The sequence below is a fragment of the Nocardia sp. N2S4-5 genome (assembly GCF_044628355.1).
Taxonomy (GTDB): domain Bacteria; phylum Actinomycetota; class Actinomycetes; order Mycobacteriales; family Mycobacteriaceae; genus Nocardia; species Nocardia wallacei_B.
Genome location: NZ_JBIUPM010000001.1, coordinates 491,000 through 505,771, shown reverse-complemented (window position 1 = coordinate 505,771; position 14,772 = coordinate 491,000). Strand labels below are relative to the sequence as shown.

Genomic DNA, 14,772 nt, shown 5'->3' with positions numbered 1-14,772 from the left:
GCACGATGAACCCCAGCACGCCATCCCTGCGGCGCATCCTGCGAGGCGCGGGCGGTGCGCGGTGGTCGACGACGATGTCAACCGCGCCCACCCTGCGCTCTCGGCGCCGGGGGGCGATTGTCTCCACCGGCCCGTCCGGCGATAATCCAGGCATGCCGACCTATGCGTACCGCTGCCGGGAATGCACCGACACATTCGAAGTCATGCGGCCGATGAGCGAATCGAGCGCACCCGCCCCCTGCCCGGACGGCCACGCCGACACCGTGAAGCTCCTCACCACGATCGCGCTGACGGGTTCGGCAGGCGCGGCCCCGGCGTCCGCAGCTGCCGCGGGCGGCTGCTGCGGCGGCGGTTGCTGCGCCTGATCCCCTAGGTTCAGGCGTTCGGCAGGTCGGCGATAACCACGCGGCCCAGCCCGTACCGCTGCGACGGGCGGATCGGAATCGACAGCTGCCGCGCCGTGGTGAGCAGGTCCTCGTCCGCGACGATCCGAAAGCCCCGCGCGCCCAGCAACTCCCGCATGTGCTCCGTGGTCCACGCCGAGACGTGCGGCTCGTTCCGCAGCGGATCCCGGGCACCGGCGACACGGCCGATCCCGCGCAACAGCAGCCGCCCGAGCCGGGCCTGGCGATTCGACGGCTGATAGGTCGCGATCAGGCAACTGCCGGGCGCGGACACCTCGGCCACGGCGTCGAGGGTCCGCTCCGTCGCGGCGCGAGTCAGGTACGGCAGCACGCCCTCCCAGATCCACGTCGCGGGTTCGTCCCGGAAACCGGCGTCCGCCAACGCTTTTCCCAGTTCGTCGCGGCCGAAATCCACCGGCACGAAGGTCAGCGATTTCGCGACCGGTGGCAGTTCGCCGATCCGCGCCCGTTTCTCGCGCTGCGAGGCCGGGTGGTCGATCTCGAAGACGTCGGCATCGGCCAGTTCGGGCATCCGCCACGCGCGTCCGTCCAGGCCCGCGCCGAGTATCACCAGCTGCGGATTCCCTTGCGCGCGAACGGTTTCGTCGATGAAGACGGTGCGCGTCACCAGCACCGACGCGGTGGCGGCGACCAACTCGTAATCGATGCGGTCGCGCCAGGGACGCGGCACCTCGCCGGAGCGCACCCGTTCGACCACGACCCGTTCGTCGGGCCGCAGCAACCGCGCCGCGACCTCGTCACCGAACCGGTCCGTTGCCATCCGGCCGTCGCCGACGGCCCGGGCCTGACACACCAGCACCGCCGTCCGGCTCGCCTGTTTGTCCGTCACGGCCGCCATTATGGTCCGCGCGCGCCGACAGCGCAGACGGGCGGCTCAAGCGGTGGCGCCGGGACCGATCCAGTCGGCGAACAGGCGATCCACGCCACCGGTGGCGCCCTGCGCGGCGAGCCACGCGTTGACCTCGGCGGCCAGCAGCGGGTCGTTCTTACGCAACAGGAAGACCTTGCCGAAGGAGTCGAACGGCCGCTCCGGGTGCAGCACAGTCAGATCCGGGTGGGTGCGCACCCGGTAGCGTCCCTCCACCGAGTCGGTCACGAACACGTCGGCGCGGCCCTGGGCGATCTCGTCGAAGAGGGTGACATTGTCGGGCCACAGGGTCAGCCGCGCGTCCGGGAAGTTCTTCCGCGCGAATTCCTCGTTGGTGCCGCCGCGATTCACGATGACACGCACCTCGGGCCGGTTGATCTGCTCGATGGTGGCGTACGCGGCGGCGTCGGCGGCGCGGGTGATGGGCGCCTTGCCGTCGGTGCCGTAGGCGATCGAGAAGTCCGAGAACGCCCGCCGCGCAGGCGAATCGGAGATGCCGCCCGCGGCGATGTCACAGTTCAGCGGTTGGAAGTCGGTCTTCAGCGACGCCCAGGTGGTCGGTACGAACTCGATCGGCCGGCGCACCGCGTCCGCGAGGCCGCGCGCCAGATCGATGTCGACGCCCCGGAACCCGCCGCGGCCGTCACTCACCGAATAGGGCGGATAGTCACCGGTCGTGCAGACCCGCAGCGCGGGGGCCTCGGCGCCCGCCGGAACGGCCACCGTGAGCACAGCCGTGAGGGCGGCCGCGAACCCGGCCGCGATATGTCGGACCCGCATGGCTCAGCGCTCGTTGCGGGCCTTGGGGTACCGGGACTGGCGGGCCACCCAACCGGCCATCCGCGCCCAATGCCCGCGCGCCGGGGTGACGACCGAGGTCAGCTCGCGGTCCCAGTGCTCGGTCTCGCTCAGCCCATCCACCGCTTCCACCAGCGATTTCGCGGCGGCGAGAGTGTCGACGACGCGGTCGCCGAGCACACCGTCGGAACCCACCAGGGTGATCCGGACGCCGACGCGGCCGATGGGTTGCAGCACGGCCGTGGCCGAACCGCCGTGGTCGGCGACGAACTCCTTCACCGAGTCGACGACGGAGGGCGACAGTGTCGTGGCAGTGGCGGTCTCGCTCATGCGGCCGAGTTTACCGTCCGGTAGGTTCGGCTCGTATGCGCGCCATTCAGGTTTCCGAGCATGGTGGCCCCGAGGTCCTGCGGCCGGTCGAGGTTCCGGCGCCCGCGGCCGGACCCGGACAGCTGCTGGTGAACACCGACGCGATCGGCGTCAACTTCATCAATACCTACATCCGCACCGGCACGTATCCGCAGGAGGTGCCCTACATTCCGGGCGCCGAGGGCACCGGCGTGGTCGCCGCCCTCGGGCCGGAGGTGACCGACTTCGCCGTCGGCGACCGGGTGGCCTGGGCGTCCGCGCCCGGCAGTTACGCCGAGCAGGTGGTGGTCCCGGCCGACGTGGCCGTGCCGGTACCGGCGGGTGTCGACGCCGCCGTCGCCGCATCGGCACTGCTGCAGGGCATGACCGCGCACTACCTGATCGAGACGATCTACAAGCCGGAACCGGGCGAGACGATCCTCGTGCACGCCGGCGCGGGCGGCGTGGGCCTGCTGCTGACCCAGTTGGCCACCGCGCGCGGCGTGCGGGTGATCACGACCGTGTCCACCGACGAGAAGGAGCGGCTGTCGCGCGAGGCGGGCGCCGCCGAGGTGCTGCGGTACGGCGACGACCTGGCCCGGCGGGTACGCGAGCTGACCGACGGGATCGGGGTGGCGGCGGTCTACGACGGTGTCGGCAAGGCGACCTTCGACGCCGGCCTCGACGCACTGCGCGTGCGCGGCATGCTGGCCTTGTTCGGCGCGGCGAGCGGACCCGTGCCGCCGGTCGATCCGCAACGGCTCAACCGCGGCGGCTCGCTGTTCCTGACCCGGCCCACGCTCGCCCACTACACCCGCGACCGCGCCGAATTGCGCTGGCGCGCAGGCGATATCTTCGACGCCGTCGCCGCGGGCAGCCTCCGTGTGCGGATCGGCGCCCGCTACCCGCTGGCCGAGGCGGAACAGGCGCACCGAGACCTCGAGGGCCGCAAGACCACCGGTTCGATCGTCCTGTTGCCCTGACCCGCGCGATCCCTTCAGGTCACGGCCGATCCCCCAGGTTACGGCCGATCCCCTTATGCCCTGGGCGATCCCGCAGGCCACAGACGACCCCCTTCATACCCCGCACGATCCCTCAGGCGACGGCGTGCCACCGGGGGTCGGCTTGCCCCGGGTCGCGCAGGCTGCGCAGGCGGTGGCGCAATTCGGTGCCCGCGGCCGCGTCGCCGCTCTCGGCCCGGCGGATGTAGGAGGTCAGCGTGTGCAGGTCGCGCATCGCGCGCAGGATCGGGAAACCGGACCACGTGCGCACGTCCCAGCCGTAGGCCAGGGCGAATTCGCGCAGCTCGTTCTCGGTGTGGCCGAAGCGGATTCCGCCCTGGTAGGTGTTCACCAGATCCAGTTCGCGCGGGGCGATGCTGGCCTCGTCCCAGTCCCCGAGCAGCACCGTGTCACCGTGCCAGAGCGTGTTGCCCGGATACGCGTCGCCGTGCACCGGGCCGACGCCCAGCACGGAGTCCAGCCGGTCGTACTCCGCCACCAGCACCGCCGCCTGCTCGGCGAGCCAGCACCGATCGGCCGGGGCGAGCACGCGGGGCGCGGCCGCGAGGGTCTGGGTGAGGCCCGCCAGCGGCACATAGCGCGGCAGATGGAAAGGGGGCGCGGCGGTTTCGTGCAGCCGCCGCAGGATGCGGCCGAGTTCCCGCGCCGGTGGCCGCGGCCGGTCGTACTGCGGGTAGTACCGCCAGAACGTGACGGTGGCGCCGTGACAGTGCACGGGCCGATCGATCAGCGGCTCGGTCACCGGCAGCCCGTGCTGGGCGAGCCAGCGCGCGACGGTGACGGCCGTGTCGGCGCGGATACCGTGCTCCGGCGAGCGCGAGACCCGGGCTACGGCCCGGTCGCCGATGACGAACACGGCGTTGGAGTGTGCGCGCAACAGGCTCGCGCTGTCCGCGCGCAGACCCACCTGGCCACACGCCGAAATCAGGATCTGTTCGGTCGATACGTCGATCATCACAATGCCGGGGATTCGTGAGTGGGAAACGACGCGAGTGCCTCCCGCAGGCTCGCGACGGTCGGAGACGGCGGGCACGCGGCGGCACCGAGGTGCTGTCCCACCTGCTTGATACCCTCGATCACCGGGTGTATGCGCTGGCCGGGCGGCAGACTCAGAACCGGAACCAGGATCTCGGCGGCGTCGTCCACCGCGTGCCGGGCGATCGAGGCGATGGCGATGTCGGCGCGCGCGAGGGCCTCGTCGCCGTAACTGCGCTCGTCGCTGGGGCCCGCGGCGTAGGCGGCGATGGCGTCGGCGGCCCAGCGTTCGGCCTGCGGATAGTCGCCGATCAGGCGAAAAGTGCTGCCCGCGTAGTAGGAAGCCTTCGCCGCGGGGAACCGCAGCACTCCGCCGAAGCCGGTGACATCGTCGCGGTCCGCGGGCTGCTGCGCCGCGGCGACGGCGCGCGCGATCGCCGCGCGGGCCTCCTCGACGCGCCCCAGCCGCGCCGCGCAGCGCGCCTCCAGCGCCGCCAGCCGGACCCGCTGCTCCCCGGCGGGCGCCACCGCGGTGCCGCGCTGCGCGAATTCCAGAGCGCGCGCGGGGTTTCCGTTCCATTCGGCGATCAGCGCCTTGGTACCGGCCAGCCAGGCCAGCAGCCCGGTGTGCTCGGCGCGCTCCGCCAGCCGCTCGGCGGCCATCGCGTGCTGCATGGCGGCCATCGGCCGGCCCAGATTGCCGGACAGCTGGGCCAGCAGGGCGACGGCGACGCCGCCGAGGAACATCAGCTCCCGGGCCTGCGTCGGCGCGGGGCCGCCGCGCAGCAGCTGCCACACCTGGTCCCGCAGCGTCTGCAGATCGGCGAGCAGCGGGCGCGGCGGCGCGTGTACGTAACTGGTGGCGATACGGGCGATTTCGTAGTTCAGGCTCTCGATCGACAGGCCGGAGCGGTCGTCGGCGGCCCAGTCGGCGAAGGCCAGCGAATCCGCGGCGGCCGCGCTGACATCGTCCACGACGACCGTATCGCCGTCACTCGCCAGCCGGATCAGCGAACCGGCGGCGTCCAGCTCCGTGTCCAGTGCCCGCACGATCTGCGGCGGCGGTTTGCGGATGCCGTTCTCGATCCGCGACAGCGCGCCGACGTCGTAGCGAATACTCTTCGCCAGGCCGCGCAGCGTCAGGTCCCGCTGCAGGCGCAACCGCCGCAGCTCACCACCGAATGCCTGCCAGTCGTTCATCCAGCTATCTGTTCCGTTCCAGCGCAACGACTTCGACCAGCGTTGCAGTGCTTGGCAACGACCGGCAACACAGCAACGCTATCGCATCACTCTCGAATGCAAGCACAATTGCACAAACATTTCGGCGTCCGGGCTCGGGGATGGGCCCGGAACCGAAGGGGAAACAACGGCATCGCGACGAGGCAGACCATGGCGAACATCGGGGACAGCAGTGGCCGTACGCCCACGATTGCCGGTGCGCCGCCCAGACTGTGCCGCGGACCGCAGGAACCCGTGCGCCCGCCCTCGGAAGAGGTGCACATCCGGCTGCGCTTCCCGTTCGGCGGCGTCGCTGTCGACTATCGGGCGCCCCGGCGGGTCGCGGGCCGCGTCGCGGTCGAACTACAGCGCTACGGCGTCGAGGTCACCATCGACGACGACGCGCAGGCCGCGCATCCGCCTCTGCCCAACATGCACGCCTGGGAATAGGCTCCGCGCCAGGGTCTTTCGCGCCGGCCTCGATCAGTAGTCGCGTCCGGTCAGGCCGCGGTATACGAACCGGGTCAGGCCCTCGATCGCCTGCTCGTCGGTGAGCCGCACCGTGCCCTGCTCGACGGCCTCCAGTAGCGCCTGCAGCGACAGGAACATCATGGCCAGGCTGGCGTCCCGGCTGCTGGGCAACCGCAGTCCGGCCGCGTCGAACCCGTCCAGGTGATCGTCGATGTCCTTGCGCTGCTCGACGGCGAACCGGGCCGTGCGCTGCGCGAATTCCTCGTTGACCAGGGCGGCCTGATTCATCGCGCGCAGCACCGGCCAGTTGCGCCGCGCGAAGGTCCAGTAGTTCTCGACGTGGAAGCGCACGGCGTCCGGATCGGTGAAGTCCGGATTGTGCGACTCCCTCTCCGCGGCCGTATCCCCTTGCGCGGCAAAGTCGGCCAGCAGCGCCTGGAGCAACTCCTCCTTGCTCGCGAAGTGGTTGTAGAACGAACCGGCCGCGCGCCCGGCCGCCGCGGTGATGTCGGTGATCTTGGTGTTCAGGTACCCGCGCTCGGCGAACAACCGCCGCGCCGCGTCCTTGAGCGCCTGTTCGGTTTCCGCCGAGCGTTCCTTGCGCCGGCCCGTCTCCGCGCGACCCGTGGCCATGACCACCTCCTTGACAGCGGACCCTATCAACCAGAATACTGAATCCAGTTTCAGTGAATTTAATTTCAGTCTTGGAGGATGTCGTGTCATCGCAGGTACTCATCGCCGGAGCCGGCCCGACCGGCCTCACCCTCGCCATCGATCTCGCCCGGCGCGGCGTCGAGGTCCGCCTCGTCGACCGGGCGGCGGAGTTCTTCGCCGGATCCCGCGGCGACGGCATCCAGCCGCGCACCCTCGAGGTGTTCGACGACCTCGGCGTGATCGACGCGATCCTGGCCGCGGGCGCCCCGCCGGCGCCGATGCGGGTCTATCTGGACGGGCAGTACGTGACCGAGCGCCGCATGACCGAACCGCGCGATCCCACACCGGCCGTGCCGTACCCGAATCCGTGGATGCTCGGGCAGTCCGACACCGAGGCCGTCCTGCGCGCGCGGCTGGCCGAGTTCGGTGTGCACGTCGAACTGTCCACGGCGCTCGCCGGTTTCACCCAGGACGAGTCCGGCGTCACCGCCACGCTCGCCGGTCCCGGCGGCGCCGAGACCGTGCGCGCCGACTATCTCGTCGGCGCGGACGGCGGGCGCAGCACGGTGCGCAAGGCGCTGGGCATCGCGTTCGAGGGCAGCACCGACGAGTCGCTGCGAATGCTGCTCGGTGACGTCCGCGCCGACGCGCTCGACCACGCCTACGGATACTGGTTCGCCGCGGCCGACGCGCCGATGAACGGAATCGCGTTGAGCCCCTTGCCCGGCGGGCGGTTGTTCCAGTTCGCGGCCCCGCTCGCGGAGGACACCGAGCCGACCCGCGCGGTGCTGCAGGGCTACGTCGACCGTCTCACCGGCCGCACCGACCTCGAGATCGCGGAACCCGTCTGGTCGACGGTGTGGCGGCCGAACGTGCGGCTGGCGCAACGGTTCCGGGACGGACGGGTGTTCCTGGCGGGCGACGCCGCGCACGTCCATCCGCCGACCGGCGGCCAGGGCATGAACACCGGCATCCAGGACGCCTACAACCTCGGCTGGAAACTCGCGGCCGCGCTCGGCGGCGCGGCTCCGCCCGCCGGCGCGGCCGGGCCCGCCGACATCGGCGCGTTGCTCGACAGCTACGAGACCGAACGGCGAGCCGTCGCGGCCCGCGTACTGGGCATCAGTACCGAACTGCTCGAAAAGCACACCGCGGGAGACGAAGACGCGATGCGACGCGGCGCGGAGACCCAGCAACTCGACATCAGCTACCGAGGTGTGGGGGCGACGGGCGCGCTGGTGGCCGGCGACCGCGCCCCCGACGCTCCCCTGCGCCGGGCCGACGGCACCGCGCTGCGGCTGTTCGACCTGTTCCGCGGACCGCACGCGACGCTGCTCGGATTCGACACGTCCGCCGTCACGGACACCGCGGGCGTCCAGGGGTATTCGATCTTGCCACCGGGCGCCACGCCCGGCGAGGGCGAACTGGTCGCCGTCTCCGGCCATGCCTTCGACGACTACGCCGCCGGATCGGGCACTCGCGTGCTCGTCCGGCCCGACGGATATCTGGCCTGGCGCGCCGACGCCTGAACGCGGTGCCGGATCGTTCGCACGCGCGGACGGCATCCCCGGCCGAGGCCCTTCGACCAGTGCCGTAGCGAAAGATGGGCGGTCGCGAAGCCTTTGCTACTCCGGCGTATTCACTCCGAGCGGGCGACGGCTGGTGTAAAGAGGGGTGACCCGCTCGCGACGCGGCCGCGCCGATGCTGGATGATCTGTGCTGCCGCGCAAGCCGATTCGCCCGGTTCGCCGTACCCACGGACGGACCGGGCAGTCGCTCGGGCGGCAGGCAGATACGTATCGACCAGGGGTTGATCAGGATGTTGGTGAAGGTCCGCAACGACGACCCGTCGCGACTGTCCAGCACCGAACGGACGGTGGTGAACTGGTTGAAGTCGTGGACCGGCTCGCACGCGCTGTCCGGTATCGCGGTGGTGAAGGCGCACGGCGCAGACCTGATCGTGTGGACCCCGAGAGCCTGTGTGGTCGTGGTGGTGAAGGGCTTCACCGAGCGCCGCAACGGTCCACTCACGGTCGCCGACACCGCGCCGTGGACCATCGACGGGCACATCGCGCCGCTCGAGGGCGTGCAGACCGGCACCGAGCCGATGGACGAGCTCCGCACCCGCACCACCGAGATCGAACGGGTGCTGCGGGCGGCGCCGGGCCGCCAGCACGTCGCGGTCATGGGTGTGGTGCTGGTGATTCCGCACCTCGGGACGAGGGTCAGTCTGGAGAAGGGCGCGCTGGCGCCCGGGCTGGACGTGGTCGTCGGCGACGGCCCGTCCTCGCTGCGCGCCTACTTCACCCAGCTCACGGGAGCGAACGAGGCCGAGGGCGGTGCGGGAACGGTTCAGCCACGTCCCGACGCGTGGGACGCCGCGCAGGTGAGCCAGGCCCTCGGCGCGCTCGGATTCGCGGCCGCGGCAACGTATTCCGATCTCGTCGCGGAGGGTTTCCCGCCGCCGCGCGGCGATCGCACCGGCGGGCCGTCCGGCGCGCAGACCGCCGCCGCGGCCCAGGCACCCGCTTCCGCCGGTACGCCCGCACCGGCTCCCGGTTCGGGGACGCCGCCGACAGGCGGGGCGCCGATCCCGCTGCCCGGCCGGTCCGCGCCGCCGCCCGGTGGACAGCAGGCCGTGCCGACGCGCGAATACACCGCGGCCACACCGGCTTACGGGTCCGCCGCACCCTACGGTTCGCCCGCGCCTGCGGCCGGTTCACCCGCCCCGGCCTACGGTTCGCCCGGGCCTGCTTATGGTTCGCCCGCGCCCGCTTACGGTTCGTCCGGGCCTGCGTATGGTTCACCCGCCCCCGACACGCCGCGCCGCCGCCGTAGCTCCCGGCGCGAATCGGCCGCGGCGGCAGCGGGTTACGGCGCGTCCGGCCGGGAGGGCGCATCCGGTCCCGGAGCCTCCCAGCGGGAATTCGCGTCCGGCGCACCGAGTTTCGCGCCAGGTGGATTCTCCGGCGGTCCGCCCTCCTACAACTCTCCCGCCCAGCCGTACTCGGTGCCCTTCGAACCCCGTCCGCCCAAACCGCCCCGAGCCCGCGGCCGCGGCATCGTGCCCCTGGTCCTGCTGGCACTGCTGGTGCTGATTCTGGCCACCGTCGCCATGTGCACCGGCGGCAACGACGACAAACCGTCCACTCCCGCACCGGCGCCCGGAACCCGCACCACCCAATCCACCGCCCCGCATACAACGGCCCCCGATATCACCATCCCGTCGGAAACCCCCGCCCCGGCCTGCTTCCCGCTGCAACCCGACTGCCCACCCTCGGGCCCGGCAGCCGAACCCGCGCCCCCGGCCGAGCCCCCGGTCCCGGCCGAGCAGATCCCACCCCCTGGCCCGGCCCCCGCCGAACAGCTACCGCCCCCGGCCCCCGCGGAACCCGCAGCACCGGTCGGCCTGGCGGTCTCACCGAAACCGGGCGTACCGGCGGAACGCACCGCAGCCGCAGAACCCGCGCCACCGGCCGAACCGGTCCCGCCGGCCGAGCCGCCCGCCCCCGCGGAACCCGTTGCGCCCGCCGGACCCGCGGCACCGGCCGAACCCGCCGCGCCGGTAGAGCCGGCCGCGCCCGCAGCCCCTGCCGTACCGGTGGAGCCCGCCGCACCCGCCGAGCTCCCCGACCGAGTAACCTGCCTGCTCCAATCCACCTGCCCGGAAATACCAGAACCGGGTCAATACACTTGTGCTGCGCGAAAGTTCGGACGTACCCGCCCCTCCCTATCGGCAGCTCACGTCAGTGCCCACCGACACAGAATGCCGATCAGACCGACGGCTGCCCTTCCACCACACTCCGATCCGGAGGCGCAGGTCTGTGTGAAGTACACCAACGTGTGCTGACGGAGATGGTGCTACGGCGGTTACTGATCGGACTCGTCCAGCAGCAGGTACGCCGCTTCCAGGTGCACGATGCACTCGTCCGGGACAGGTAGCTGTTCAGCTACGAAGCTGAATATTAGGTCACTGACCTGTTGTTATGTACTCGCCAACAAGGGGTTGCTACGGAAGCTCTTTCAGTCGTCCGAGGTGTACTCGGCGTATCGGGGCCGGAACGGAACCACGGTCATCAGCTCGTGTGAAGCGTCGTTGAGAGCCTTGATAGCTCGGTGCTCCGGACCGAGGTACGGACTGATCTCCTCCGCTATAGCCTGTAGCCGGTCGCACAGCTCCATGGACAACTCACGCGGGAGCTTGCCGGGGAACTCGGGCAGGTTCTCCGGGTCGATCGGCAGGCTTACCGGCTGTACCGTCTCGTCATCGGACATCTGTCCGTAGTCCTCTCAGAGTCTCGGATGGCACCGTGAGTCTGGTACCACCACACTGCCGGACGCATCATTGAAAGTGAACTGGTGCCCCTGAATCTCACCACGGATGCCGACAGCCATACGCCACGTTCCGGCATAGCACGCAGCTGACACCTCGTAACGGTGTCCACCGGCCCGGAACGGTGGCGGAACGGTAACGTCAGTTGTCATGGAAGCGACTACCCACCGGCCGCCCTGCTGATACTCCAACGCGAACTTCACCTCATGTGTATCCGGTGGCGCATCGCAGCCCGCCAGCCCGCGACCGGTGATTGCGGGAGGGTGCACGTCCGGCGCTGAGGTGGCGAACTCGAAATCACAACTCAGGGCAGCGTGCGCCATACCGGTGCCGACCGTAAGAGCCGGACCGCTACCGACGACCACAGCAGCGAGAACGAGGCCTGATCGCATATTCATCTGTCCCCCTGGGTATTTCGATCCTCGTTACACGAGTGCCGGGGGTGGTGGAACTCGACATATACGCCCGGCTCTGCCTCGTCGGTGTCGTTCCACCGTTCGAACACACCACCCGGGAACGGGTAAATCCTTGGGCCCCTGCGCTGCCCGTCTCCGTCTGCGGTCATTTCAACCCCTGTAGTAGGTCAGTGTGAGGCAGCCGTGCGGTTAAGGTTCCTGGGTAAGGGCGGCACCACCGGAGGCGGATGCCCCAGCCTCTACGCAACCGAGCAAGACACCTACCTAGTGCAAGGCTGGGAGACGAATACGGTAGGCACAGTGGAGATTCCGCACTTGCTGACCGGGTTTGCCGAACCGGGTACGTTCATCGGTGCCACGATGACCGATACCGGCCGGGGAACGTTCACCCTCACCGGCACGCCGGTCACAGACTCGGAAACGCTTGCCCAGATGGATATTTACCCCGATGAGACGGTTATCGAGGTCCGGAAGGCAGAAAGGGCGTTCTACGGTGCTACTCGCGCAGCATGACGTTTTCCTGCGCTTGTTTCACGACGCGAAACGAGAGGCATTCCACCTAGAAGTACAAGACACGTACGATACACCTGAAGAGTCCGAACCGTTCCGGAAGTTCATCACGAATGAACACGATGATTACGAGTGGTTTCAACCGTGGCTCGATCATGTCCGCGAAACAACCAGCCGTGGGGTTGCGGTTCTCCGCGCTCGCGTAGTTTCGGAGCCTCACACCGACTACACGCGGTTCTCCAAGGCTGTGGCTCGCTTCAATGTGGAGGCGGGCGAAGACGTGCGTTATCTTCCCCGGAATCTCGTCAACGCCGATGAACTGACTAGAGATGACTGGTGGCTGTTCGATGACACCGTTCTAGGCTTCACCGTATTCGAGCCTTCGGGGCGTTGGGCGGGTGCTGCGGTTACTACCGACCCGCACATCGTCGAATACGCCCGCGAGGTCAAAGAGCGAGTCTGGGGTAAGGCTATCCCGTTGAAGGATTACGCCGACCAGTGACCAGCTCACTTGATGAGGCTAAAGAAGCTCTCGGAGCACGTCTTCGTGAGCTTCGCCTCGAGGCAGGGATAACCGGCACTGATCTCGCCAAGCGTGCCGGATGGCATCAAACCAAGGTCTCGAAAATCGAGTACGGGAAAACCAAGCCGACCGAAGAAGATATCAGGGTGTGGTGTTCTCATACCGACTCTGAGAACCAGGTACCGGACCTTATAGCCACCGTCCGTAATATCGAGTCCGCATATCTGGAGTGGCGGCGTGTGCTCGGAACAGGTGTGAAACGTAGGCAGCAGGCCTCAGTCAAAATGGAGGCGGAAACCGAGTTCATGCGGTGGTACGAGCCGTTCTTGATCCCGGGTCTACTCCAAACCGCAGACTATGCGGAAGAAATAATCAAGAACGTCATCGACTTCTATCGGATCGCCGACGACTTGGATGAGGCGGTGTCGAAGAGGCTCGAACGGCAGCAGATTCTTTATCGGCGCAATCATCGGTTCCATTTCGTGATTGCCGAACAAGCACTACATACCACCGTTGGTAGCGATGATGTCATGATCGGACAACTTGACCGACTGCTAGCCGTTACCGGTATGCCGAGAGTCATGTTCGGAATCGTCGCGGCAGGAACCGTGTACCGGGTGCCGATCTCCAACTTCATTATGTTCGACAACCGGAAAGTAATGGTTGAGAACATCTCGGCTGAAGTGACGATTACTCAACCTCGAGAAATCGGATTGTATGGCCGGGCCTTCGATACGCTCGCCGGTCAGTCCGTGACCGGTGATGCCGCCCGGACATTGATCAGGCAAGCCTTGCAGGCTCGAACGGGCTAGGGGTTTGGTGCTTGGGGGTATGGCAGGGGTCGACGCGCTCGTGCCGTGCGAGGACGATCGGTATTGCGCGTAGGTCAGCCGAACAGGGTGTGGCCGATGGTGTGCCAACCGAGGACCGAGTCCACGGCGAGGCCACAGAAGACGACGGCGAGGTAATTGTTGGACTGCAGGAACAGGCGCAGCGGCTTTACCGGTTCGCCGCGCCGCACACCGGAGTAGAGCTGATGGGCCATCAGCAGGAACCAGGCGCCCGCGGCGAGCGCCACGGCCGCGTAGACCACGCCCGTGGCGGGGATCAGGGCCAGGGTGGCGGCGACGGTCAGCCAGGTGTAGACGACGATCTGTTTGGTGACGGCCTGCTCGGTCGCCACCACCGGCAGCATCGGCACGCCGGCCGCGCGGTAGTCCTCCTTGTAACGCATGGCCAGCGCCCAGGTGTGCGGCGGCGTCCAGAAGAAGATGACGAGGAAAAGCACGAGCGCGGGCCAGCCGATGGTCCCGGTGGCCGCCGACCAGCCGACCAGCGCGGGCATGCACCCGGCGGCTCCGCCCCAGACCACGTTCTGCGAGGTGCGGCGCTTCAACCCCAGCGTGTAGACGAAGACGTAGAACAGGATCGTCGCGACCACCAGCAGGCCCGACAGCAGATTCGCCTGCCACCACAGCCACGCGAACGAGCCGGCGCCCAGCACGACGCCGAACACGAACGCGTGGCGGGTCGGCACGGCATCGCGGGCCAGCGGACGCTTGGAGGTCCGCTTCATCACCTTGTCGATGTCGGCATCGGCGACGCAGTTCAGCGTGTTCGCGCTGGCGGCGCCCATCCAGCCGCCGAACAGCGTGGCCAGGATGAGGCGGATGTCGATGTGCCCGCGATCGGCCAGCAGCATCGTCGGAATCGTCGCGACCAGCAGCAGCTCGATGACCCGCGGCTTGGTCAGCGCGATGTAGGCCAGTACCCGGCGGGTCAGGGCCGACAGCGGGCCCGTGCCCGTGACACGGTCGGCGAGCGCCGTCGCGGAGGGGCCATGCGCACCACCCGGCTGTTGCCCAATCCGCACTGTCTCTCCTCGCAGGTGGTGCATAGATCCGGTCCAGGAACCAGCAGCGCGCCGCCCTCGGCCCGCATTCCCGCAGGGGCTGATCCACGGGCACAGGCCGACGCGGCGCTGCAACTACTACAGGCGATGGTAGACCTACGCGGGTTGTGGTCCAGCACCCACCCGGCGCGAATCCGCCGGTGCCGCAGGCATCGTGCCCGGATTCCGGCCGCCCAAGACACAATTCGTCCGCCCGCGCCGGTAACAACCCGGCGACAACCACCGCCGCGCGATAACGAACGCACGACACGGGCCCGTCGTTGCAGGGTTCCCGCGTCCGGGGATTCGGACGGGCTCTA

The 14,772-nt window shown here is 69.0% G+C and carries 16 protein-coding genes; 8 read left to right on the top strand and 8 right to left on the bottom strand.

The features are described 5' to 3' along the window. Positions 1-152 precede the first annotated feature (152 nt). The gene (locus tag ACFMRZ_RS02355; RefSeq protein WP_400177687.1) at positions 153-365 is read left to right on the top strand and encodes a zinc ribbon domain-containing protein; all 213 of its coding nucleotides are present in this window, start codon (positions 153-155) and stop codon (positions 363-365) included. Positions 366-375: 10 nt separating this feature from the next. On the opposite strand, the gene ACFMRZ_RS02350 is transcribed toward ACFMRZ_RS02355, so the two are convergent. The 3 genes from ACFMRZ_RS02350 to ACFMRZ_RS02340 are packed head-to-tail and all read right to left on the bottom strand — an operon-like array spanning position 376 to position 2,421. Continuing rightward, a complete protein-coding gene (locus ACFMRZ_RS02350; protein ID WP_400177686.1) occupies positions 376-1,254 on the bottom strand; it encodes a class I SAM-dependent methyltransferase in 879 nt (292 codons plus the stop codon). 45 nt (positions 1,255-1,299) lie between these two features. Then, positions 1,300-2,073, bottom strand: coding sequence for a transporter substrate-binding domain-containing protein (locus ACFMRZ_RS02345; RefSeq protein ID WP_400177685.1), 774 nt, complete (start codon positions 2,071-2,073; stop codon positions 1,300-1,302). 3 nt (positions 2,074-2,076) lie between these two features. Beyond that, positions 2,077-2,421, bottom strand: a complete 345-nt coding sequence (locus ACFMRZ_RS02340) for a hypothetical protein (RefSeq protein WP_400177684.1) — start codon at positions 2,419-2,421, stop codon at positions 2,077-2,079. A gap of 35 nt (positions 2,422-2,456) precedes the next feature. On the opposite strand from ACFMRZ_RS02340, the gene ACFMRZ_RS02335 reads away from it, so the two are divergent. After that, the gene (locus ACFMRZ_RS02335) at positions 2,457-3,422 is read left to right on the top strand and encodes a quinone oxidoreductase family protein (RefSeq protein ID WP_400177683.1); all 966 of its coding nucleotides are present in this window, start codon (positions 2,457-2,459) and stop codon (positions 3,420-3,422) included. A 112-nt stretch (positions 3,423-3,534) separates the two neighbouring features. On the opposite strand, the gene ACFMRZ_RS02330 is transcribed toward ACFMRZ_RS02335, so the two are convergent. Both ACFMRZ_RS02330 and ACFMRZ_RS02325 read right to left on the bottom strand, forming a co-directional pair. Continuing rightward, entirely contained in the window at positions 3,535-4,416 is an 882-nt protein-coding gene (locus ACFMRZ_RS02330; protein WP_400177682.1) for a phosphotransferase enzyme family protein, read from the bottom strand. After that, positions 4,416-5,636 (bottom strand): helix-turn-helix domain-containing protein, encoded by a 1,221-nt coding sequence (locus tag ACFMRZ_RS02325; RefSeq protein ID WP_400177681.1) that lies wholly within the window; start codon positions 5,634-5,636, stop codon positions 4,416-4,418. Before ACFMRZ_RS02325 ends, ACFMRZ_RS02330 begins: the two co-directional genes overlap by 1 nt. A gap of 189 nt (positions 5,637-5,825) precedes the next feature. On the opposite strand from ACFMRZ_RS02325, the gene ACFMRZ_RS02320 reads away from it, so the two are divergent. Next, a complete protein-coding gene (locus ACFMRZ_RS02320) occupies positions 5,826-6,104 on the top strand; it encodes a hypothetical protein (RefSeq protein WP_400177680.1) in 279 nt (92 codons plus the stop codon). Positions 6,105-6,137: 33 nt separating this feature from the next. Here ACFMRZ_RS02320 and ACFMRZ_RS02315 read toward each other — a convergent pair whose 3' ends face one another. Next, positions 6,138-6,758 (bottom strand): TetR/AcrR family transcriptional regulator, encoded by a 621-nt coding sequence (locus ACFMRZ_RS02315; protein ID WP_400177679.1) that lies wholly within the window; start codon positions 6,756-6,758, stop codon positions 6,138-6,140. 83 nt (positions 6,759-6,841) lie between these two features. Between ACFMRZ_RS02315 and ACFMRZ_RS02310 the strand changes: the two genes are divergently transcribed. Both ACFMRZ_RS02310 and ACFMRZ_RS02305 read left to right on the top strand, forming a co-directional pair. Continuing rightward, complete coding sequence (locus ACFMRZ_RS02310; protein ID WP_400177678.1) at positions 6,842-8,308, top strand: FAD-dependent monooxygenase; 1,467 nt, start codon at positions 6,842-6,844, stop codon at positions 8,306-8,308. Between the two features lie 290 nt (positions 8,309-8,598). After that, entirely contained in the window at positions 8,599-10,629 is a 2,031-nt protein-coding gene (locus ACFMRZ_RS02305) for a hypothetical protein (protein WP_400177677.1), read from the top strand. Between the two features lie 173 nt (positions 10,630-10,802). Here ACFMRZ_RS02305 and ACFMRZ_RS02300 read toward each other — a convergent pair whose 3' ends face one another. Then, positions 10,803-11,054 carry a hypothetical protein gene (locus ACFMRZ_RS02300; protein ID WP_400177676.1) on the bottom strand — a complete coding sequence of 84 codons (252 nt, stop codon included), beginning with the start codon at positions 11,052-11,054 and terminating at the stop codon, positions 10,803-10,805. A 774-nt stretch (positions 11,055-11,828) separates the two neighbouring features. Between ACFMRZ_RS02300 and ACFMRZ_RS02295 the strand changes: the two genes are divergently transcribed. The 3 genes from ACFMRZ_RS02295 to ACFMRZ_RS02285 are packed head-to-tail and all read left to right on the top strand — an operon-like array spanning position 11,829 to position 13,373. Beyond that, complete coding sequence (locus ACFMRZ_RS02295) at positions 11,829-12,041, top strand: hypothetical protein (RefSeq protein ID WP_400177675.1); 213 nt, start codon at positions 11,829-11,831, stop codon at positions 12,039-12,041. Then, complete coding sequence (locus ACFMRZ_RS02290; protein ID WP_400177674.1) at positions 12,022-12,540, top strand: DUF6879 family protein; 519 nt, start codon at positions 12,022-12,024, stop codon at positions 12,538-12,540. The genes ACFMRZ_RS02295 and ACFMRZ_RS02290 overlap by 20 nt, the downstream gene beginning before the upstream one ends. Beyond that, positions 12,537-13,373, top strand: coding sequence for a helix-turn-helix domain-containing protein (locus tag ACFMRZ_RS02285; protein WP_400177673.1), 837 nt, complete (start codon positions 12,537-12,539; stop codon positions 13,371-13,373). Before ACFMRZ_RS02290 ends, ACFMRZ_RS02285 begins: the two co-directional genes overlap by 4 nt. A gap of 74 nt (positions 13,374-13,447) precedes the next feature. Here ACFMRZ_RS02285 and ACFMRZ_RS02280 read toward each other — a convergent pair whose 3' ends face one another. Next, on the bottom strand, positions 13,448-14,434 hold the full coding sequence (locus ACFMRZ_RS02280; protein WP_280274880.1) for a heme o synthase: 987 nt from the start codon (positions 14,432-14,434) through the stop codon (positions 13,448-13,450). Positions 14,435-14,772 lie beyond the last annotated feature (338 nt).